Here is a 20,536-nt window from a genome sequence, read left to right as displayed (position 1 = left end):
TCAGCCCTGGCAGAGCACGCTTATCGGGCCGTAAACGGCCGGTGAACGGCCGCTTCCATTAATCCGATAGCCTCTGCCGACGCCCGGTCAGGCTCTGGCCGGGGGTCCCCCTCGCACGCCGCCCGGTGCCTCCCGCGCCGGACACCCAAGGAGTGAGTTCGTCTGTCGACCGCCATCCTCACCGGTTCGCCGGTCCCCGGATCGTCGCTCGAGGGCGACCTGCGGGAGCTGGGGTTCGAGGTGCAGGTCTCCTCGGGTGCCGCGGACATCGCGACCCTGCTCGCCGCGGTCCCCGCGGATGAGCGCGTCGCCGTCGTCGACGCCGCATTCGTCGGCCACGTCCACGCGCTGCGCCTCGGCCTGACCGACCCCCGCTTCCACGCCAGCGCGATCCCCGGCGCCGTCTCCGCACTGCCGAGCGCCCGGGCCGAGCTGACCCGGGCCGTGCGCCAGGCGGTCACCTCCGGGGCGCCCGCCGCGGCGGGGTCCGTGCCCGGCAACTCCGGCGACGTCCTGGACGTACCCCTGACGCAGCGCATCGCCACGGCCCTCGACGCCGACGACGTCGAGCTGCACCGGCCCGAGCTCGGCACGCTCGTCGCGCAGGTGCCGGCCGGCCCGCAGGCCCGCAACGAGGCCCGGCAGGCGGTCGCCGCGGTCGACGAGGAGGCCGTGCGGCTGCGCACCGCGGTCAAGTCCCGCGACGGCTTCTTCACCACGTACTGCATCAGCCCGTACTCCCGCTACCTCGCGCGCTGGTGCGCCCGCCGGGGCCTGACCCCGAACCAGGTCACCACGGCCTCGCTGATCACCGCCCTGATCGCGGCCGGCTGCGCCGCGACCGGTGAGCGCTGGGGCTTCGTCGCGGCCGGCGCGCTGCTCCTCTTCTCCTTCGTCCTGGACTGCACCGACGGGCAGCTCGCCCGCTACTCGCTGCAGTACTCGACGATGGGCGCCTGGCTCGACGCCACCTTCGACCGCGCCAAGGAGTACGCCTACTACGCGGGCCTCGCCCTCGGCGCGGCCAACGCGAGTGGCGACGACGTGTGGGCGCTCGCCCTGGGCGCGATGGTGCTGCAGACCTGCCGGCACGTCGTGGACTTCTCCTTCAACGAGGCGAACCACGACGCGACCGCCGCTGGTAAATCTGTAGTTGGCAGCCCCACCGCCGCCCTTTCGGACAAGCTCGACAGCATCGGCTGGACGGTCTGGCTGCGCCGGATGATAGTTCTGCCGATCGGCGAACGCTGGGCCATGATCGCCGTACTGACCGCGTTGACCACGCCCCGGATCACGCTGTACGCACTCCTGATCGGCTGTGCCTTCGCGGCGCTCTACACCACCTCGGGCCGGGTGCTGCGCTCGCTGACCCGCAAGGCGACCCGGACGGACCGGGCGGCGCAGGCGCTGTCGGAGCTCGCGGACACGGGGCCGCTGGGCGAGTGGTTCGCGGCGGGCTCCCCGCGCCGCAAGCGCCGTACCGGCGGCTTCGAGGCGCCCATCGTGGCGTTGCTCGGCACGGCGCTGCTGATCACGGCAGCCCTTGAGAACCCCGCAGGCTGGGGCCTCGTGGCCGCCGCCGCGATGTACGCCGTCCTCTCGGCGACCGCCGTCTGCGCGCCCCTCAAGGGCCCCCTCGACTGGCTGGTCCCGCCGATCTTCCGCGCCGCCGAGTACGGCACGGTCCTGATCCTCGCCGCCAAGGCGGATGTGAACGGGGCCTTGCCGGCGGCTTTCGGCCTGGTGGCCGCCGTCGCCTACCATCACTACGACACGGTGTACCGCATTCGCGGTGGCACCGGCGCGCCCCCGCACTGGCTGGTGCGGGCCATCGGCGGACAAGAAGGCAGGACGCTGGCTGTCGCAGTCGCTGCCGCCCTGCTGTCCGCGCAAGATTTCACCGTCGCGCTCACGGCCCTGGCCGTGCTCGTGGCACTAGTGGTGCTCAGCGAGAGCATCCGCTTCTGGGTGTCCTCCGGAGCACCCGCCGTACACGATGAAGGAGAACCCGCATGATCGGCCTCGTGCTGGCGGCCGGCGCCGGACGGCGTCTTCGCCCCTACACGGACACCCTGCCCAAGGCCCTGGTGCCCGTCGATGGTGAGACCACCATCCTCGACCTGACGCTCGGCAACTTCGCCGAGATCGGTCTTTCCGAGGTCGCGATCATCGTCGGCTACCGCAAGGAAGCCGTCTACGCGCGCAAGGAGGCTCTTGAGGCGAAGTACGGCCTCAAGATCACCCTGATCGACAACGACAAGGCCGAGGAGTGGAACAACGCCTACTCCCTGTGGTGCGGCCGTGACGCGATCAAGCACGACGTGATCCTCGCCAACGGCGACACCGTGCACCCGGTCTCCGTCGAGAAGACCCTCCTTGCCGCCCGCGGCGACGGCAAGAAGATCATCCTCGCCCTCGACACGGTGAAGCAGCTCGCCGACGAGGAGATGAAGGTCGTCGTGGACCCCGAGAAGGGTGTCCAGCGCATCACCAAGCTGATGGACCCGTCCGAGGCCACCGGTGAGTACATCGGCGTCACCCTCATCGAGGGCTCCGCCGCCGAAGAGCTCGCCGACGCCCTCAAGGTCACCTTCGAGCGCGACCCCGACCTCTACTACGAGGACGGCTACCAGGAGCTCGTCAACCGCGGCTTCAAGATCGACGTGGCGCCGATCGGCGACCTCAAGTGGGTCGAGATCGACAACCACGACGACCTCGCCAAGGGGCGGGAGATCGCGTGCCTGTACTGACCCGGCTGATGCCGGCCCCGGTTGTCGTCGACATCCGGGCCGGCGCGCTGGACGATCTGGCCACGATCCTGACCGACCAGCGCATCGCCCCCACCGGCAAGCTCGCCTTCGCGATCAGCAGCGGTGGTTCCGGCAAGATGCTGCAGGAGCGCTTCGCCCCTGCCTTCCCCGGCGCGGACTGGTTCGATGACGCCGACGGCACCATCGACGGCGCCGTCAAGCTGGCCGACTCGATAAAGAAGGCCGGCCGGTACGACGCGGTCGTCTCGCTCGGCGGCGGCAAGGTCGTCGACTGTGCGAAGTACGCGGCGGCCCGGGTCGGTCTGCCGCTGGTCGCCGTGGCGACGAACCTCGCCCACGACGGTCTGTGCTCGCCGGTGGCCACGCTGGACAACGACGCCGGCCGTGGTTCGTACGGTGTGCCGAACCCGATCGGCGTGGTCATCGACCTGGACGTCATCCGGGACGCCCCGGCACGGTTCGTCCGGGCCGGCATCGGCGACGTCATCTGCAAGATCTCCGCCGTCGCCGACTGGGAGCTTTCCCACGAGGTAAACGGCGAGCAGGTCGACGGCCTGGCCGCCGCCATGGCCCGCCAGGCCGCGCACGCGGTGCTGCGGCACCCGGGCGGCATCGGCGACGACGAATTCCTCAGCGTGCTCGCCGAGTCCCTGGTGATGTGCGGTCTCGCGATGTCCGTGGCCGGCGACTCGAGGCCCGCCTCCGGCGCCTGCCACGAGATCTGCCACGCCTTCGACCTGCTCTTCCCCAAGCGCAACGCGCAGCACGGAGAGCAGTGCGGGTTCGGCGGAGCGTTCGCCACGTTCCTGCGCGGTGACCACGACGTCGCGAAGGAAATGGTCGCGACGCTGCGCCGGCACGGGCTGCCGGTCCTCGCGGAGGAGATGGGCTACAGCGACCAGGACCTCGTGGACGCGGTGCTCTTCGCCCCGCAGACGCGTCCCGGCCGCTACACGATCCTCGAGCACCTCAACCTCAACGCCGATCAGATCAGGGACGCATACGCCGACTATGCAAAAACCATCGGTAGCTGAGCTCCGCCCGGTCGTTCACCCCCCGGGTGTGAAGGACCGGCGCAGTGGTGAGCACTGGGCCGGCCGGCTCTACATGCGCGAGATCTCCCTGCGCATCGACCGGCACCTGGTGAACACGAAGGTCACGCCGAACCAGGTGACCTACGTGATGACCGTCGCGGCCGCCCTGGCCGCTCCGGTCCTGCTCGTGCCTGGCATCTGGGGCGCCGTGCTCGGCGTGCTGATGGTCCAGCTCTACCTGCTGTTCGACTGCGTCGACGGTGAGCTGGCCCGCTACAAGAAGCAGTACTCGCTCGCCGGTGTCTACCTGGACCGCGTCGCCGCCTACATCTGCGACGCCGCTGTCCTGGTCGGCTTCGGCCTGCGCGCCGCCGACATCTGGGGCGAGGGGCGCATCGACTGGCTGTGGGCGTTCCTCGGGACGCTCGCCGCGCTCGGCGCCATTCTGATCAAGTCCGAGACGGACCTGGTCGGAGTGGCCCGGCACCAGGCGAACAAGCCCGTGGTCCAGGAGTCCGCCGCCGAGATCAGCTCGTCCGGCATGGCCCTGGCCCGCAGGGCCGCATCGGCCCTGAAGTTCCACCGGCTCATCCTCGGCATCGAGGCGTCCCTGCTGATCCTCGTCCTCGCGATCGTGGACCAGGCCCGCGGAGACCTGTACTTCTCGCGCCTCGGCGTGGCCGTACTGGCCGGCATCGCCCTGCTGCAGACCCTGCTGCACCTCGTGTCCATCCTGGCCTCGAGCAGGCTCAAGTGACCGACCAGCTGAAGGTCGGAGCGGTGATCATCACCATGGGTAACCGCCCCGACGAGCTCCGCGCCCTCCTCGACTCGGTCGCCAAGCAGGACGGCGACCGCGTCGAGGTGGTCGTGGTCGGCAACGGCTCCCCGGTGCCGGACGTCCCCGCGGGCGTACGCACCGTCGAGCTGCCCGAGAACCTGGGCATCCCCGGCGGCCGCAACATAGGCATCGAGGCCTTCGGCGAGAGGGGCCGGGACGTCGACGTCCTGCTCTTCCTGGACGACGACGGCCTGCTCCCGAACACCGACACCGCCGAGCTGTGCCGCAAGGCCTTCACGGCGGACCCGAAGCTGGGCATCATCAGCTTCCGCATCGCCGACCCGGACACCGGCGAGACCCAGCGCCGGCACGTGCCGCGGCTGCGGGCCTCCGACCCGATGCGCAACTCCCGCGTCACCACCTTCCTGGGCGGCGCCAACGCCGTCCGCACCAAGGTGTTCCAAGAGGTCGGCGGGCTGCCCGACGACTTCTTCTACGCCCATGAGGAGACCGATCTGGCCTGGCGGGCCCTCGACGCCGGCTGGATGATCGACTACCGGTCCGACATGGTCCTGAACCACCCCACCACGGCCCCCTCACGGCACGCGGTCTACCACCGGATGGTCGCCCGCAACCGCGTCTGGCTGGCCCGCCGCAACCTCCCCGCCCCGCTGGTCCCCGTCTACCTCGGGGTCTGGATGCTGCTCACCCTGGTCCGGCGGCCCTCCCGGCCCGCCCTCAAGGCCTGGTTCGGCGGCTTCAAGGAGGGCTGGACCACCCCCTGCGGGCCCAGGCGCCCCATGAAGTGGCGTACGGTGTGGCGGCTGACCCGACTGGGCCGACCTCCTGTCATCTGACAAGCTCGTGTCTGAGAGCATTCGGGCCGTGTCCCCCATACGGCACAGCCCTGGTTCCTGCTGCGCGTGAACCAGCAGCGCATCTTGAAGACGAAAGTTTCCACTTGTGAGTGAGACAACGCATGACGGCGGTGTCGCGGTGAGTGTGCCACCGTCGCCCGATGACGGGCTCTCCCGGGCCGAACTGGCTGCCAAGTACGGCCTCAGCCAGAGCGGTGCCCGGCCAGGACTTCTCGAGTACGTCGGTCAACTCTGGGACCGCCGCCACTTCATCCTCGCCTTCTCGCAGGCCAAGCTCACCGCCCAGTACAGCCAGGCGAAGCTCGGCCAGCTGTGGCAGGTGGCGACGCCGCTGTTGAACGCCGCGGTCTACTTCTTCATCTTCGGCCTGCTGCTCGGCGGCCGGGGCGGGATGCCGAACGACATCTACATCCCGTTCCTCGTGACGGGCGTCTTCGTCTTCACCTTCACGCAGAGCTCGGTGATGGCGGGTGTGCGGGCGATCTCCGGGAACCTGGGCCTGGTGCGTGCGCTGCACTTCCCGCGCGCCTCGCTGCCCATCTCGTTCTCGCTGCAACAGCTTCAGCAACTGCTGTTCTCGATGATCGTCCTGGTCGTGGTGCTGCTCGGCTTCGGGCACTTCCCGAGCTGGTCCTGGCTCCTGGTCGTCCCCGCCCTGGCGCTGCAGTTCGTCTTCAACGTCGGCCTGTCGCTGATCATGGCGCGGATGGGCAGCAAGACGCCCGACCTCGCCCAGCTGATGCCGTTCGTGCTGCGGACCTGGATGTACGCGTCCGGCGTGATGTTCCCGCTGGCCCACATGCTGAAGGAGGCGCACGCCCCGGCCTGGATGGCCGATGTGCTGCTCGCCAATCCGGCGGCGGTCTACATGGACCTCATGCGGTACGCGCTGATCGACGGCTTCGAGGGGCACCAGAACCTGCCGCCGCACGTTTGGACCGTCGCACTCGGCTGGGCGGTGCTCACCGGCGTCCTCGGTTTTGTGTACTTCTGGAAGGCTGAGGAGCGTTACGGCCGTGGCTGAGACGACCCCCCCGGTGGATGCGAAGATCCCCACCGTCATCGCGGACGAGCTGCACATCGTCTACCGCGTCAACGGCGCCAAGACCGGCAAGGGCAGTGCGACCTCGGCCCTGAGTCGCATCATCAGGCGCGGCGACGAGCGCGGTGTGCGCAAGGTGCACGCCGTACGCGGCGTCAGCTTCACCGCCTACCGCGGTGAGGCCATCGGCCTTATCGGCTCCAACGGTTCCGGCAAGTCCACGCTGCTCCGCGCCATCGCGGGCCTGCTCCCCGCCGAGAAGGGCAAGGTCTACACCGACGGCCAGCCCTCGCTGCTCGGTGTGAACGCGGCCCTGATGAACGACCTCACGGGCGAGCGGAACGTCATACTCGGCGGGCTCGCCATGGGTATGTCCCGCGAGCAGATCAAGGAGCGCTACCAGCAGATCGTCGACTTCTCGGGCATCAACGAGAAGGGCGACTTCATCACTCTGCCGATGCGCACCTACTCCTCCGGCATGGCGGCCCGCCTCCGCTTCTCCATCGCGGCGGCCAAGGACCACGACGTCCTGATGATCGACGAGGCCCTCGCCACCGGTGACCGGTCCTTCCAGAAGCGCTCCGAGGCCCGCATCCGCGAGCTTCGCAAGGAGGCCGGCACGGTCTTCCTGGTCAGCCACAACAACAAGTCGATCAGGGACACCTGCGACCGTGTGCTGTGGCTCGAACGCGGCGAGCTGCGCATGGACGGCGCCACGGACGAGGTGCTCAAGGAGTACGAGAAGTTCACCGGCAAGTAGCCGCCGCACGTGAAACGGGCCCCGCCGGAACCGTCCGGCGGGGCCCCGTCGTGAGTGCAGGCATGGAGGACCCGGCCCGGCCGGGGCCAACTCCCTTACCGGTCAGGAATGTTGACACGAATCGGTGTGTTGTTGTGATGTGCAGAACACCCCGGCATTCCGGTCGGCGCTGTACAACGTAAGCTGGGGCGGTATCGGCGGCGTGTCCGAAATAGGATGTATTGGGTCGCAGTGTAGAACGGGAGACGTGACGGCTATGGCTTGTGAAAACTCCCAGCTCCGCAAGGCTTCTGCCGTCCCCGCACCGGGCAGCACGCGGTGACGGGAAGCCGGGTGACGAGCCCCGGTGCCCCCGCACGTGCGACGCTCGACAAGGCCGCCGACGAGAACTTCCCCGTCGCGCCCTTCTTCCTGCCCAAGGCCTGGCGCGCCGACCTGATGGCGATCTACGGCTACGCCCGCCTCGTCGACGACATCGGCGACGGCGACCTCGCCCCGGGCGGAGGCGACGCCCGACACCTGGGCCTGGACGCCGCGGCGGCCGAGGACCGGCTCGCCTTCCTGGACGCCTTCGAGGCGGACCTGCGCAAGGTCTTCGACTCGACGCCGCGCCACCCCCTGCTGCGTAAACTGCAGCCCACCGTCCGCCGCCACCGCCTGACCCCGGAGCCCTTCCTCGGCCTCATCGAGGCGAACCGCCAGGATCAGCTCGTCAGCCGGTACGAGACGTACGACGACCTCCTCGCGTACTGCGAACTTTCGGCCAACCCGGTCGGCCGCCTGGTCCTCGGCATCACCGGAACCACCAGCCCGGAGCGGGTACGGCTCTCCGACGCGATCTGCACGGCCCTGCAGATCGTCGAGCATCTGCAGGACGTCAGTGAGGATCTCGCACGTGACCGGATCTATCTGCCGGGCGAGGACATGAAGCGCTTCTCCGTCACGGAAGCCGATCTGGCCGCTCCCGCGGCGGGCGCATCGGTGCGCGCACTGGTTGCATACGAATCAGGACGCGCCCAGGGCCTCCTGAATGAAGGCACCCCGCTGGTGGGTAGCGTGCACGGCAGGCTGAGACTGCTGCTCGCCGGATTCGTGGCGGGGGGACGCGCGGCGCTGGCGGCGATCGAGGCTGTGGGACACGACGTACTGCCAGGACCGCCCAAGCCCACCAAGATGCGCTTGCTGCGCGAGGTGGGAGCGACTCTGCGAGGAGAGGGGTGAGCCGAACTGTGGGGAGCACTGAGGGGAATGAAGACGTGTCCGCGCCGGTACTTGCTGCGTACAGCTACTGCGAGGCCGTGACAGGCCAGCAGGCGCGCAACTTCGCGTACGGCATCAGGCTGTTGCCGGCGCCGAAGCGGCGTGCCATGTCGGCGCTGTACGCGTTTTCCCGGCGGGTCGACGACATCGGCGACGGTGCGCTCGCCCCGGACGTCAAGGGCGTCCGGCTGGAGGACACCAGGGCCCTGCTCGACCGGGTCCGGGCAGGTCAGGTGGACGAGGACGACACCGACCCGGTGGCCGTCGCGCTCAGCCATGCCGCTCAGCACTTCCCGATCCCGCTCGAGGGGCTCGACGAACTCATCGACGGCGTCCTCATGGACGTACGCGGCGAGACCTACGAGACCTGGGACGACCTCAAGGTCTACTGCCGCTGTGTGGCCGGCGCCATCGGACGGCTCTCGCTCGGCGTGTTCGGCACCGAGCCGGGGGCGCGCCAGGCGGAGCGTGCGCCGGAGTACGCCGACACGCTCGGCCTCGCGCTCCAACTCACCAACATCCTCAGGGACGTTCGCGAGGACGCCGAGGGCGGCCGCACCTATCTGCCGGCCGACGACCTCGCCAAGTTCGGCTGCTCGGACGGATTCGCCCGCTCCGAGATGCCCGCCGGGGCCGACTTCGCGGGCCTCGTGCACTTCGAGGTCCGGCGCGCCCGCGCCCTGTTCGCCGAGGGCTACCGGCTCCTGCCCATGCTCGACCGGCGCAGCGGCGCCTGTGTCGCGGCCATGGCCGGAATCTACCGGCGCCTGCTCGACCGCATCGAGCGCGAGCCCGAGGCGGTGCTGCGCGGCCGGGTGTCGCTGCCGGGGCGGGAGAAGGCGTACGTCGCCGTGCGTGGTCTGTCCGGGATCGACGCACGGTACATCTCCCGGCAGACCGCCAGGAGGCGTACGTGACGCGCATCTGTGTCGAGACGCGCATCCCCGTTCAGTACCGGGCAATTCCCCCCAAGCGGCAGGCAACCCTCCGTGGGGGGACGGCGTCCCTGACTGAGATGGCCTGCCCGGCACCGGTGATCGGCGCGGCCCAAGGGGAGGGCGCATGACCGCGAACGACACGCAGCCGGACCGCGCCGAAGGCGCGTCCGCGGTGGTCGTCGGCGGCGGGCTCGCCGGGATCACCACGGCACTCGCGCTCGCCGACGGCGGGCTGCGGGTGACGCTGCTCGAAGGGCGGCCCCGGCTCGGCGGCCTCGCCTTCTCGTTCAAGCGCGGCGAGCTGACCGTGGACAACGGCCAGCACGTGTACCTGCGTTGCTGCACCGCCTACCAGTGGTTTCTCGACCGCGTGCGGGGCGCGCACCTCGCGCCCCTGCAGAAACGTCTCGATGTGCCGGTGCTCGACGCCGACCGGATGCGCCTCGGCCGGCTGCGCCGCACGGCGCTCCCCGTGCCGCTGCACCTGGCCGCGAGCCTGTCGACGTACCCGCACCTCTCGCTCGCCGAGCGCGCCAAGGTCGGCCGGGCCGCACTCGCGCTCAAGGGGCTCGACCTGGCCGATCCGGCCCTGGACGACGTGGACTTCGGGACCTGGCTGGCGAAGCACGGGCAGTCGCCGCGGGCCATCGAGGCCCTGTGGGACCTGGTCGGCATCGCCACGCTCAACGCGGTCGCGGGGGACTCCTCGCTCGGCCTCGCCGCCATGGTCTTCAAGACCGGACTGCTCTCCGACCCCGGCGCGGCCGACATCGGCTGGGCCCGGGTACCGCTCGGCGACCTGCACGACACGCTCGCCCGCGAGGCCCTGGACAAGGCCGGCGTGCGCACCGAACTGCGCACCAAGGTCGATGCCGTCTCCCGTACGGAGGACGGCAGTTGGCGCGTCGACGTGGACGGGGAGCGGATCGACGCCGACACCGTCGTGCTCGCCGTACCGCAGCGCGAGGCGCACGAGCTGCTGCCCGAGGGCGCGCTCGACAACCAGGACGCGCTGCTCGACATCGGCACCGCGCCGATCCTGAACATCCACGTCCTGTACGACCGCAAGGTCCTCAAGCAGCCCTTCTTCGCCGCGCTCGGCACCCCCGTCCAGTGGGTCTTCGACCGCACCGAGGCCTCCGGGTACACCGGCGGCCAGTACCTCGCCCTGTCGCAGTCCATCGCGCAGGACGAGATCGACACGCCCGTCGCCGAGCTGCGGACGCGCTATCTGCCGGAGCTGGAGCGGCTGTTGCCCGCCGCACGGGGTGCGCAGGTGCGCGACTTCTTCGTCACGCGCGAGCGCACCGCGACCTTCGCCCCCACCCCCGGCGTGGGCCGCCTGCGGCCCGCCGCCCGCACCAAGGCCCCCGGCCTGTACCTGGCCGGCGCGTGGACGGCCACCGGCTGGCCCGCGACCATGGAGAGCGCGGTGCGCAGTGGTACCCAGGCCGCTCAGGCCGCGCTCGAAGCACTCGGCCGCCCTCATGACCATCTGTTTCAGGAGGCGGCATGAGCAGCAGCACCAGTACTGGAATCATCAGAGGAGAGACTGTGCCGACTGTGCCCTCGGCGGGACCGGCAGCGACCGAAGCCGCGGATGTGACCGCGCTCCTGGAGCGCGGACGGACCATGGCCCAGCCCGTGCTCCGTGCCGCTGTGGACCGGCTCGCGCCGCCCATGGACACCGTCGCGGCCTACCACTTCGGCTGGATCGACGCCGAGGGCCGCCCGTCCGACGGGGACGGCGGCAAGGCCGTACGCCCCGCGCTCGCGCTGCTCTCCGCCGAGGCGGCAGGCAGCACCCCCGAGGTGGGCATCCCCGGCGCGGTCGCCGTGGAACTGGTGCACAACTTCTCGCTCCTGCACGACGACCTGATGGACGGCGACGAGCAGCGCCGCCACCGCGACACCGTGTGGAAGGTGCACGGCCCCGCCCAGGCGATCCTCGTCGGCGACGCGCTGTTCGCCCTCGCCAACGAGGTGCTGCTCGAACTCGGCACCGTCGAGGCCGGTCGCGCCACTCGCCGACTGACCACCGCCACCAGGAAGTTGATCGACGGGCAGGCGCAGGACATCTCCTACGAGCACCGCGAGCGGGTCACCGTCGAGGAGTGCCTGGAGATGGAGGGCAACAAGACCGGCGCCCTGCTCGCCTGCGCCGTCTCCATCGGCGCGGTCCTCGGCGGCGCCGACGACGCCACCGCGGACACCCTCGAGGAGTACGGCTACCACCTCGGCCTCGCCTTCCAGGCCGTGGACGACCTGCTCGGCATCTGGGGCGACCCGGAGTCCACCGGCAAGCAGACCTGGTCCGACCTGCGCCAGCGCAAGAAGTCGCTGCCCGTGGTGGCCGCCCTCGCGGCCAGCGGTCCGGCCGCCGAGCGCCTCGGTGAGCTGCTCGCGGCCGACGCCAAGAGCAATGACTTCGAGAACTTCTCCGAGGAGGAGTTCGCCACCCGCGCGGCCCTCATCGAGGAGGCGGGCGGCCGTGAGTGGACCGCCCAGGAGGCCCGGCGCCAGCACACCATCGCCGTCGAGGCCCTGAACCGGGTGGACATGCCGGACCGGGTCAGGGCGCAGCTGGTGGAGCTCGCCGACTTCGTCGTCGTACGAAAGAGATGATCACCATCAGGAGCCGCCGCAGCAGCCTCATATGACTCGCAGTCGCCGGCCGGGCGGCTGACGCAAGACCAGCCCCCGGCCGACGGCAGACCCCAGCACAGCAGCACTTCGAAGCAAGCGAAACTGCACGAAGGGGAAGCCATGACAGCGACGACCGACGGAAGCACCGGAGCCCTCCCGCCCCGCGCAGCCTCGGCCACCGAAACCGACCCGACCCCGGCCGCGTTCGAGGCGGCGCGGGGGGCCACGCAGCGGGCCACCGCATATCTGCTCTCCAGGCAGGACGCGCAGGGGTGGTGGAAGGGCGACCTCGAGACCAACGTCACGATGGACGCCGAGGACCTGCTGCTCAGGCAGTTCCTGGGCATCCGGGACGAGAAGACGACGCAGGCCGCCGGGCTCTTCATCCGGGGCGAGCAGCGCGAGGACGGCACCTGGGCCACGTTCTTCGGCGGACCCGGGGACCTCTCCGCCACCATCGAGGCGTACGTCGCGCTCCGGATGGCCGGTGACGCGCCCGACGCGGAGCACATGGCGAAGGCCTCCGCGTGGATCCGCGACAAGGGCGGCATCGCGGCCGCGCGGGTGTTCACCCGGATCTGGCTGGCGCTCTTCGGCTGGTGGAAGTGGGACGACCTGCCCCAACTGCCGCCGGAGCTCATCTACTTCCCCAAGTGGTTCCCGCTCAACATCTACGACTTCGGGTGCTGGGCCCGGCAGACGATCGTGCCGCTCACCGTCGTCTCCGCGAAGCGGCCGGTGCGGCCCGCGCCCTTCGCGCTCGACGAGCTGCACACCGACGCCCGCGACCCCAACCCCGCCAAACCCCTTGCCCCGGTTGCCAGTTGGGACGGCGTGTTCCAGCGCCTCGACAAGGCGCTGCACGCGTACCACAAGGTCGCGGTGCCCGGTCTGCGGCGGATGGCGATGCGCTCCGCCGCCCGCTGGATCATCGAGCGCCAGGAGAACGACGGCTGCTGGGGTGGCATCCAGCCGCCCGCCGTGTACTCGGTGATCGCCCTGCATCTGCTCGGCTACGACCTCGATCACCCGGTGCTCCGCGAGGGCCTTGCTTCCCTGGACCGGTTCGCGATCTGGCGCGAGGACGGGGCCCGGATGATCGAGGCCTGCCAGTCGCCGGTGTGGGACACCTGCCTCGCCACCATCGCGCTGGCCGACGCGGGACTGCCCGCCGACCATCCGGCGCTGGTGAAGGCCGCCGACTGGATGCTCGCCGAGGAGATCACCCGGCCCGGCGACTGGTCGGTGCGCAGGCCCCAACTACCGCCGGGCGGCTGGGCGTTCGAGTTCCACAACGACAACTACCCGGACATCGACGACACCGCCGAGGTCGTCCTCGCCCTGCGCCGCGTCCAGCACCCCGACCCCCGGCGGGTCGACGGAGCCGTCGGCCGCGCGGTGCGCTGGAACCTCGGCATGCAGTCCAAGAACGGCGCCTGGGGCGCCTTCGACGTCGACAACACCAGCCCGTTCCCCAACCGCCTGCCGTTCTGCGACTTCGGCGAGGTCATCGACCCGCCGTCCGCCGACGTCACCGCGCACGTCGTGGAGATGCTCGCCTACGAGGGCCTCTCGCACGACCCGCGCACCCGCCGCGGCATCGAGTGGCTGCTCGCCGAACAGGAGGCGAACGGCGCCTGGTTCGGGCGCTGGGGCGTCAACTACATCTACGGCACCGGATCCGTGGTGCCCGCCCTGGCCGCCGCCGGCCTGCCCGGCTCGCACCCGGCGATCCGGCGCGCGGTGAGCTGGCTGGAGTCGGTGCAGAACGACGACGGGGGCTGGGGCGAGGACCTGCGCTCGTACGTCGACACCAAGTGGGTGGCCCGCGGCGAGTCCACCGCCTCCCAGACCGGGTGGGCGCTGCTCGCGCTGCTCGCGGCGGGGGAGCGGGAGTCGAAGGCCACCGAGCGCGGGGTCGCCTGGCTCGCCGAGACCCAGCTCGCGGACGGGTCCTGGGACGAGCCGTACTTCACGGGGACCGGCTTCCCGTGGGACTTCTCCATCAACTACCACCTCTACCGGCAGGTGTTCCCGCTCACCGCGCTCGGCCGGTATGTGCACGGAACCGGCCACGGGAGGAGCTGAGTTGGGAATCGACCCCCCTATGAAACAGCCCGCGGAGCCCGCGCGGGAGTCCGTTTCGCCGCTGCTGATCGCGTGCGCGCTGCGCATCGAGCGGTTCGCCCTGGGCCGCGGCGACCGCACGTCGGCCCAGGGTCCCGTCACGGTGCTGCGCACCGGCATGGGACCCAAGGCCGCCGAGCGCGCCGTCACGCGCACGCTCGGGGACCCGGCCCTCCGCGACGCGGCCGTCATCGCGACGGGCTTCTGCGCGGGCCTCGCACCCGGTATGCACCCGGGTGACCTGGTCGTCGCCGACGAGACCCGCGACCCGCGCGGCGCCACCGTCTGCGAGGGCACCGAGCTCCTGGTCAAGGAGCTGGTCAAGGCCGTGCCGGGACACACCGTGCACACCGGCCCGATGACCGGTTCCGCCCATGTCGTACGGGGGCACGAGCGCGCCGATCTGCTGGCTCAGGGATCGATCGCGGTGGACATGGAGTCCGCAGCCACGCTGTACACCGCCGTGCAGGCCGGGCCGCGCCCGGTTGCGGCCGTACGGGTGGTCGTGGACGCCCCCGAGCATGAACTCGTCCGCATCGGCACGGTGCGCGGTGGAATATCAGCTTTCCGCGTTCTTCGTGCCGTCCTTCCGGCCTTCTATGAATGGCACCGTTCTTTGCTGCTCCCCCGGAGGTGAGCTAGTCATGGCCATGCCGCTTCGTCAGTCCATCAAGGTCGCTACCTATCTCTTTGAACAGAAGCTCCGCAAGCGCGACAAGTTTCCCTTGATCGTTGAGCTCGAGCCGCTGTTCGCCTGCAACCTCGCGTGCGAGGGCTGCGGCAAGATCCAGCATCCGGCCGGGGTGCTCAAGCAGCGGATGCCCGTGGCCCAGGCCGTGGGCGCCGTGCTCGAGTCCGGGGCACCGATGGTGTCCATCGCCGGCGGCGAGCCGCTGATGCACCCTCAGATCGACGAGATCGTCCGGCAGTTGGTGGCCAAGAAGAAGTACATCTTCCTCTGCACCAACGCCATGCTGCTGCGCAAGAAGATGGACAAGTTCACGCCCTCCCCGTACTTCGCCTTCGCCGTGCACATCGACGGCATGCGCGAGCGGCACGACGAGTCCGTCGCGAAGGAGGGCGTGTTCGACGAGGCGGTGGAGGCCATCAAGGAGGCCAAGAAGCGCGGCTTCCGCGTCACCACCAACTCGACGTTCTTCAACACCGACACCCCCCAGACCATCATCGAGGTCCTCAACTTCCTCAATGACGACCTCGAGGTGGACGAGATGATGCTCTCGCCCGCCTACGCCTACGAGAAGGCGCCCGACCAGGAGCACTTCCTGGGCGTCGAGCAGACCCGCGAGCTCTTCAAGAAGGCCTTCGCGGGCGGCAACCGGCGGCGCTGGCGGCTCAACCACTCGCCGCTGTTCCTCGACTTCCTCGAGGGCAAGGTCGACTTCCCGTGCACGGCGTGGGCCATCCCCAACTACTCGCTCTTCGGCTGGCAGCGGCCCTGCTATCTGATGAGCGACGGCTATGTGCCCACGTACAAGGAACTCGTCGAGGAGACCGACTGGGACAAGTACGGCCGGGGCAAGGACCCGCGCTGCGCCAACTGCATGGCGCACTGCGGCTACGAGCCGACCGCCGTGCTCGCCACCATGGGGTCCCTCAAGGAGTCGCTGCGCGCGATGCGGGAGACCGTTTCCGGAAACCGCAGCTGAGGAACGGGTGACGACATGAGTGGGGAACCTGTCGCACTCGGAGTACCCGAGCTGCCGGCCCGGCCCGTCGCGGAGCGCCGTCGCTCCCGGCAGATCCAGGTCGGGTCGGTGGCGGTGGGGGGTGACGCACCGGTCTCGGTGCAGTCGATGACGACGACGCGTACGTCCGACATCGGTGCCACGCTGCAGCAGATCGCCGAACTCACCGCGTCCGGCTGCCAGATCGTGCGCGTCGCCTGCCCCACGCAGGACGACGCGGACGCGCTGGCGACCATCGCCCGCAAGTCGCAGATCCCGGTGATCGCGGACATCCACTTCCAGCCGAAGTACGTCTTCGCGGCGATCGACGCCGGGTGTGCGGCGGTCCGCGTGAACCCGGGGAACATCAAGCAGTTCGACGACAAGGTGAAGGAGATCGCGCAGGCCGCCTCGGCGGCCGGGACGCCGATCCGGATCGGCGTCAACGCGGGCTCGCTCGACCGGCGCCTGATGGAGAAGTACGGGAAGGCGACGCCCGAGGCGCTCGTGGAGTCGGCGCTGTGGGAGGCGTCGCTCTTCGAGGAGCATGGCTTCAGGGACATCAAGATCTCGGTCAAGCACAACGACCCGGTGGTCATGGTCAACGCCTACCGGCAGCTGGCCGCCGCCTGTGACTATCCGCTGCATCTGGGGGTGACGGAGGCGGGCCCCGCGTTCCAGGGCACGATCAAGTCAGCTGTCGCCTTCGGGGCGTTGCTGAGCGAGGGGATCGGCGACACCATCCGGGTCTCGTTGTCCGCGCCGCCGGCCGAGGAGGTCAAGGTCGGGCTGCAGATCCTGGAGTCGCTGAACCTGAAGCAGCGGCGCCTGGAGATCGTGTCGTGCCCGTCCTGCGGGCGGGCCCAGGTCGACGTCTACAAGCTGGCCGACGAGGTGACGGCGGGCCTGGAGGGCATGGAAGTGCCGCTTCGCGTGGCCGTCATGGGCTGTGTCGTGAATGGTCCCGGTGAGGCCCGCGAGGCCGATCTGGGCGTGGCGTCCGGCAACGGCAAGGGGCAGATCTTCGTCAAGGGCGAGGTCATCAAGACCGTGCCCGAGTCGAAGATCGTGGAGACGCTGATCGACGAGGCCATGAAGATCGCCGAGCAGATGGAGAAGGACGGCGTCGCCTCCGGCGCACCGGTGGTCACGGCGGCCGGCGAGCCGGCCGGGGTCGTGAGCTGAAGCCTTGAGCTGACGCTTCGAGCGATACGTACAAGCGATGCGTACAAGCGAGAAGGAGGGGGCCCGAGCGTGACGATTCTGGAGAACATTCGGGGGCCGCGCGACCTGAAGGCGCTGACCGAGGACGAACTCGCCGAACTCGCCGAGGAGATCCGGGAGTTCCTGGTGCACGCGGTCGCCCGCACCGGCGGCCACCTCGGTCCCAACCTCGGTGTGGTGGAGCTGTCCATCGCCCTGCACCGCGTCTTCGAGTCGCCGGTCGACCGGATCGTGTGGGACACCGGGCATCAGAGCTACGTCCACAAACTGCTCACCGGACGGCAGGACTTCTCCAAGCTGCGGGGCAAGGGCGGCCTGTCCGGCTACCCCTCGCGCGAGGAGTCCGAGCACGACATCGTCGAGAACAGCCACGCCTCCACCGCCCTCGGCTGGGCGGACGGGCTCGCCAAGGCGCACGAGGTGCTGGGCGACCCCGGCCATGTCGTCGCCGTCATCGGGGACGGGGCGCTCACCGGGGGCATGGCCTGGGAGGCGCTGAACAACATCGCCGCCGCCAAGGACCGGCCGCTGATCATCGTCGTCAATGACAACGAGCGGTCGTACGCTCCCACCATCGGCGGTCTCGCCAACCATCTGGCCACGCTGCGCACGACCGACGGCTACGAGAAGGTGCTGGCCTGGGGCAAGGAGCTGCTGCAGCACACGCCGGTGATCGGGCAGCCGCTGTACGAGTCGCTGCACGGGGCGAAGAAGGGCTTCAAGGACGCCTTCGCACCGCAGGGCATGTTCGAGGACCTGGGGCTCAAGTACGTCGGGCCGATCGACGGGCACGACATCGCGGCCGTCGAGTCGGCGCTGCGGCGGGCCAAGCGGTTCCACGGGCCGGTGCTCGTGCACTGTCTGACCGAGAAGGGGCGCGGGTACGAGCCCGCGCTTGCGGACGAGGCCGACCGCTTCCACACCGTGGGGGTCATGGACCCGCTCACGTGTGAGCCGCTCGCCCCGTCCAACGGGCCTTCCTGGACCTCGGTGTTCGGCGACGAGATCGCGGAGATCGGGCGGGAACGCCCCGATGTCGTGGCGATCACGGCGGCGATGCTGCACCCGGTGGGGCTCACCAAGTTCGCCGAGGAGTTCCCCGAGCGGGTCTGGGACGTCGGGATCGCCGAGCAGCACGCGGCGGTGTCGGCGGCCGGCCTCGCCACCGGTGGACTGCACCCCGTCGTCGCCGTGTACGCCACCTTCCTCAACCGGGCCTTCGACCAGCTCCTCATGGACGTCGCCCTGCACCGGAGCGGCGTGACCTTCGTGCTCGACCGGGCCGGGGTGACCGGCGTGGACGGGGCCTCGCACAACGGCATGTGGGACATGTCCGTGCTGCAGGTCGTGCCGGGCCTGCGCATCGCCGCCCCGCGCGACGCGGACCAGCTGCGCGCGCAGCTGCGGGAGGCGGTGGACGTCGACGACGCCCCTACGGTGATCCGCTTCCCGAAAGAGTCGGTGGGGCCCGAGATCCCCGCCCTCGACCGGGTCGGCGGCATGGACGTGCTGCACCGGGCCGACGACGCACAGGTACTTCTGGTCGCCGTGGGGGTCATGGCTCCCGTCTGTCTGCAGGCCGCCGAACTCCTTCAGGCGCGGGGGATCGGGTGCACCGTGGTCGACCCGCGCTGGGTCAAGCCCGTCGACGAGGCGCTGCCGGCGCTGGCCGAGCAGCATGAGCTCGTCGCCGTGGTGGAGGACAACAGCCGTGCGGCGGGCGTCGGTTCGGCCGTCGGGCAGGCGCTGCGGGACGCGGAGGTCGACGTGGCGCTGCGGACCTTCGGCATCCCGGAACAGTTCCTGGCGCATGCCAAGCGGGGCGAAGTCCTGGCCGATCTGGGGCTCACTCCGGTGGAGATCGCCGGACGGATCGGGGCCACGTTGGCACGTAAGGCCGAACGTGGGGAACGCAACGCGGATCGTGGGGAACGTAAGGAGAAAGACGTATGACGGACGAGGCGTCCAAGGGCTTCGACCTCGGCAGGCTGCTCGCCGAGCGCGGCGCCGAGCGCTATGAGCTGCATGCGCGGCACCTCAACCACCAGCTGCCGCGCATGCTGCACACCATCGGCTTCGACAAGGTCTACGAGCGGGCCGAGGGCGCGCACTTCTGGGACGCCGAGGGCAACGACTACCTCGACATGCTCGCCGGGTTCGGGGTGATGGGGCTCGGCCGGCACCACCCCGTCGTCCGCAAGGCCCTGCACGACGTCCTGGACGCCTCGCTCGCCGACCTCACCCGCTTCGACTGCCAGCCGCTGCCGGGTCTGCTCGCCGAGCAACTCCTCAACCACAGCCCGCACTTGGACCGGGTCTTCTTCGGCAACAGCGGTACGGAGGCCGTGGAGACCGCGCTCAAGTTCGCACGGTACGCCACCGGGAAGCCGAGGATCCTGTACTGCTCGCACGCCTTCCACGGGCTGACCACCGGGTCGCTGTCCGTGAACGGCGAGGCGGGGTTCCGGGACGGGTTCGCGCCGCTGCTGCCCGACACCGCGATCGAGCTCGGTGATCTCGACGCGCTGGCAAGGGAGTTGAAGAAGGGCGACGTGGCGGGCTTCGTCGTCGAGCCCATCCAGGGCAAGGGCGTGCTCGAGTCGCCGCCCGGATTCCTGCGCGCCGCCCAGGACTTGCTGCACCAGCACAAGGCGCTGCTCATCGCCGACGAGGTACAGACCGGACTCGGCCGGACCGGCGACTTCTACGCCTACCAGCACGAGGACGGCGTCGAGCCCGATCTGGTCTGTGTCGCCAAGGCGCTGTCCGGCGGGTATGTGCCGGTCGGGGCGACCCTCGGCAAGGACTGGATCTTCAAGAAGGTCTACTCGTCGATGGACCGGGTGCTCGTGCACTCGGCGAGCTTCGGCTCCAACGCCCAGGCCATGGCGGCCGGCCTCGCGGTCCTCTCGGTCATGCGGGACGAGCAGGTCGTGGCCAACGCGCGGGCGATGGGGGAGCTGCTGAAGTCGCGGCTCGCGGCGCTCGTGGACCGGTACGAGCTGCTGCACGACGTGCGCGGGCGCGGCCTGATGATCGGCATCGAGTTCGGCAAGCCGTCGTCGCTGAAACTGCGCACCCGGTGGGCCGCGCTGCAGGTCGCGCGCAAGGGGCTGTTCGCGCAGATGGTCGTCGTGCCGCTGCTGCAGAAGCACCGGATCCTGACGCAGGTGTCCGGCGACCACCTGGAAGTGATCAAGCTGATCCCGCCGCTGACCATCGGGGAGGCGGACGTGGACCGCTTCGTCGAGGCCTTCACCGCCGTGATGGACGACGCCCACAGCGGGGGCGGGCTGATGTGGGACTTCGGGAAGACCCTGGTGAAGCAGGCGGTCGCCAACCGCTGACGGGTCCGGCGGGTGAATCGCTGACCGGCCCGGCGCGGGTTTG

18 protein-coding genes are annotated in these 20,536 nt (G+C 70.0%); all 18 read left to right on the top strand.

What is annotated here, in order from left to right:
* Nucleotides 1–162: 162 nt before the first annotated feature.
* The 18 genes from OG430_RS09200 (at nucleotide 163) to OG430_RS09120 (ending at nucleotide 20,493) form a co-directional block, all read left to right on the top strand.
* On the top strand, nucleotides 163–2,016 hold the full coding sequence (locus tag OG430_RS09200; protein WP_327359010.1) for a DUF5941 domain-containing protein: 1,854 nt from the start codon (nucleotides 163–165) through the stop codon (nucleotides 2,014–2,016).
* Nucleotides 2,013–2,750, top strand: coding sequence for a phosphocholine cytidylyltransferase family protein (locus tag OG430_RS09195; RefSeq protein WP_327351945.1), 738 nt, complete (start codon nucleotides 2,013–2,015; stop codon nucleotides 2,748–2,750). Before OG430_RS09200 ends, OG430_RS09195 begins: the two co-directional genes overlap by 4 nt.
* Nucleotides 2,738–3,805, top strand: a complete 1,068-nt coding sequence (locus OG430_RS09190; RefSeq protein ID WP_327351944.1) for an iron-containing alcohol dehydrogenase family protein — start codon at nucleotides 2,738–2,740, stop codon at nucleotides 3,803–3,805. Before OG430_RS09195 ends, OG430_RS09190 begins: the two co-directional genes overlap by 13 nt.
* A complete protein-coding gene (locus tag OG430_RS09185) occupies nucleotides 3,783–4,562 on the top strand; it encodes a CDP-alcohol phosphatidyltransferase family protein (RefSeq protein ID WP_327351943.1) in 780 nt (259 codons plus the stop codon). The genes OG430_RS09190 and OG430_RS09185 overlap by 23 nt, the downstream gene beginning before the upstream one ends.
* A gap of 35 nt (nucleotides 4,563–4,597) precedes the next feature.
* Nucleotides 4,598–5,443, top strand: coding sequence for a glycosyltransferase family 2 protein (locus OG430_RS09180; protein WP_442816699.1), 846 nt, complete (start codon nucleotides 4,598–4,600; stop codon nucleotides 5,441–5,443).
* A 106-nt stretch (nucleotides 5,444–5,549) separates the two neighbouring features.
* Nucleotides 5,550–6,488: an ABC transporter permease gene (locus OG430_RS09175; protein WP_327351941.1), complete on the top strand. Its 939-nt coding sequence runs from the start codon at nucleotides 5,550–5,552 to the stop codon at nucleotides 6,486–6,488.
* Nucleotides 6,481–7,266 (top strand): ABC transporter ATP-binding protein, encoded by a 786-nt coding sequence (locus OG430_RS09170; protein WP_327351940.1) that lies wholly within the window; start codon nucleotides 6,481–6,483, stop codon nucleotides 7,264–7,266. Before OG430_RS09175 ends, OG430_RS09170 begins: the two co-directional genes overlap by 8 nt.
* A 333-nt stretch (nucleotides 7,267–7,599) precedes the next feature.
* Entirely contained in the window at nucleotides 7,600–8,487 is an 888-nt protein-coding gene (gene hpnC / locus OG430_RS09165) for a squalene synthase HpnC (protein WP_327351939.1), read from the top strand.
* Between the two features lie 35 nt (nucleotides 8,488–8,522).
* Entirely contained in the window at nucleotides 8,523–9,443 is a 921-nt protein-coding gene (gene hpnD / locus OG430_RS09160; protein WP_327351938.1) for a presqualene diphosphate synthase HpnD, read from the top strand.
* A complete protein-coding gene (locus OG430_RS49440; protein ID WP_442816455.1) occupies nucleotides 9,440–9,592 on the top strand; it encodes a DUF6380 family protein in 153 nt (50 codons plus the stop codon). The genes hpnD and OG430_RS49440 overlap by 4 nt, the downstream gene beginning before the upstream one ends.
* Nucleotides 9,589–10,980 (top strand): hydroxysqualene dehydroxylase HpnE, encoded by a 1,392-nt coding sequence (gene hpnE / locus OG430_RS09155; RefSeq protein WP_327351937.1) that lies wholly within the window; start codon nucleotides 9,589–9,591, stop codon nucleotides 10,978–10,980. The genes OG430_RS49440 and hpnE overlap by 4 nt, the downstream gene beginning before the upstream one ends.
* On the top strand, nucleotides 10,977–12,089 hold the full coding sequence (locus OG430_RS09150; protein WP_327351936.1) for a polyprenyl synthetase family protein: 1,113 nt from the start codon (nucleotides 10,977–10,979) through the stop codon (nucleotides 12,087–12,089). The genes hpnE and OG430_RS09150 overlap by 4 nt, the downstream gene beginning before the upstream one ends.
* Nucleotides 12,090–12,230: 141 nt before the next feature.
* Nucleotides 12,231–14,198, top strand: a complete 1,968-nt coding sequence (gene shc / locus OG430_RS09145; RefSeq protein ID WP_327351935.1) for a squalene--hopene cyclase — start codon at nucleotides 12,231–12,233, stop codon at nucleotides 14,196–14,198.
* A 19-nt stretch (nucleotides 14,199–14,217) separates the two neighbouring features.
* The gene (locus tag OG430_RS09140) at nucleotides 14,218–14,874 is read left to right on the top strand and encodes a phosphorylase family protein (RefSeq protein ID WP_327351934.1); all 657 of its coding nucleotides are present in this window, start codon (nucleotides 14,218–14,220) and stop codon (nucleotides 14,872–14,874) included.
* Nucleotides 14,875–14,881: 7 nt separating this feature from the next.
* The gene (gene hpnH / locus OG430_RS09135; protein ID WP_327351933.1) at nucleotides 14,882–15,904 is read left to right on the top strand and encodes an adenosyl-hopene transferase HpnH; all 1,023 of its coding nucleotides are present in this window, start codon (nucleotides 14,882–14,884) and stop codon (nucleotides 15,902–15,904) included.
* A 15-nt stretch (nucleotides 15,905–15,919) separates the two neighbouring features.
* Nucleotides 15,920–17,107, top strand: coding sequence for a flavodoxin-dependent (E)-4-hydroxy-3-methylbut-2-enyl-diphosphate synthase (gene ispG, locus OG430_RS09130; RefSeq protein ID WP_327351932.1), 1,188 nt, complete (start codon nucleotides 15,920–15,922; stop codon nucleotides 17,105–17,107).
* A gap of 69 nt (nucleotides 17,108–17,176) precedes the next feature.
* Nucleotides 17,177–19,099, top strand: coding sequence for a 1-deoxy-D-xylulose-5-phosphate synthase (dxs, locus tag OG430_RS09125; protein ID WP_327351931.1), 1,923 nt, complete (start codon nucleotides 17,177–17,179; stop codon nucleotides 19,097–19,099).
* Nucleotides 19,096–20,493, top strand: a complete 1,398-nt coding sequence (locus OG430_RS09120) for an aspartate aminotransferase family protein (protein WP_327351930.1) — start codon at nucleotides 19,096–19,098, stop codon at nucleotides 20,491–20,493. Before dxs ends, OG430_RS09120 begins: the two co-directional genes overlap by 4 nt.
* Nucleotides 20,494–20,536: the final 43 nt, after the last annotated feature.

The sequence above is a fragment of the Streptomyces sp. NBC_01304 genome, assembly GCF_035975855.1.
GTDB lineage: Bacteria > Actinomycetota > Actinomycetes > Streptomycetales > Streptomycetaceae > Streptomyces.
The sequence above is the reverse complement of the archived record's forward strand: the minus strand, read 5'-3'. Positions and strand labels throughout refer to the sequence as shown.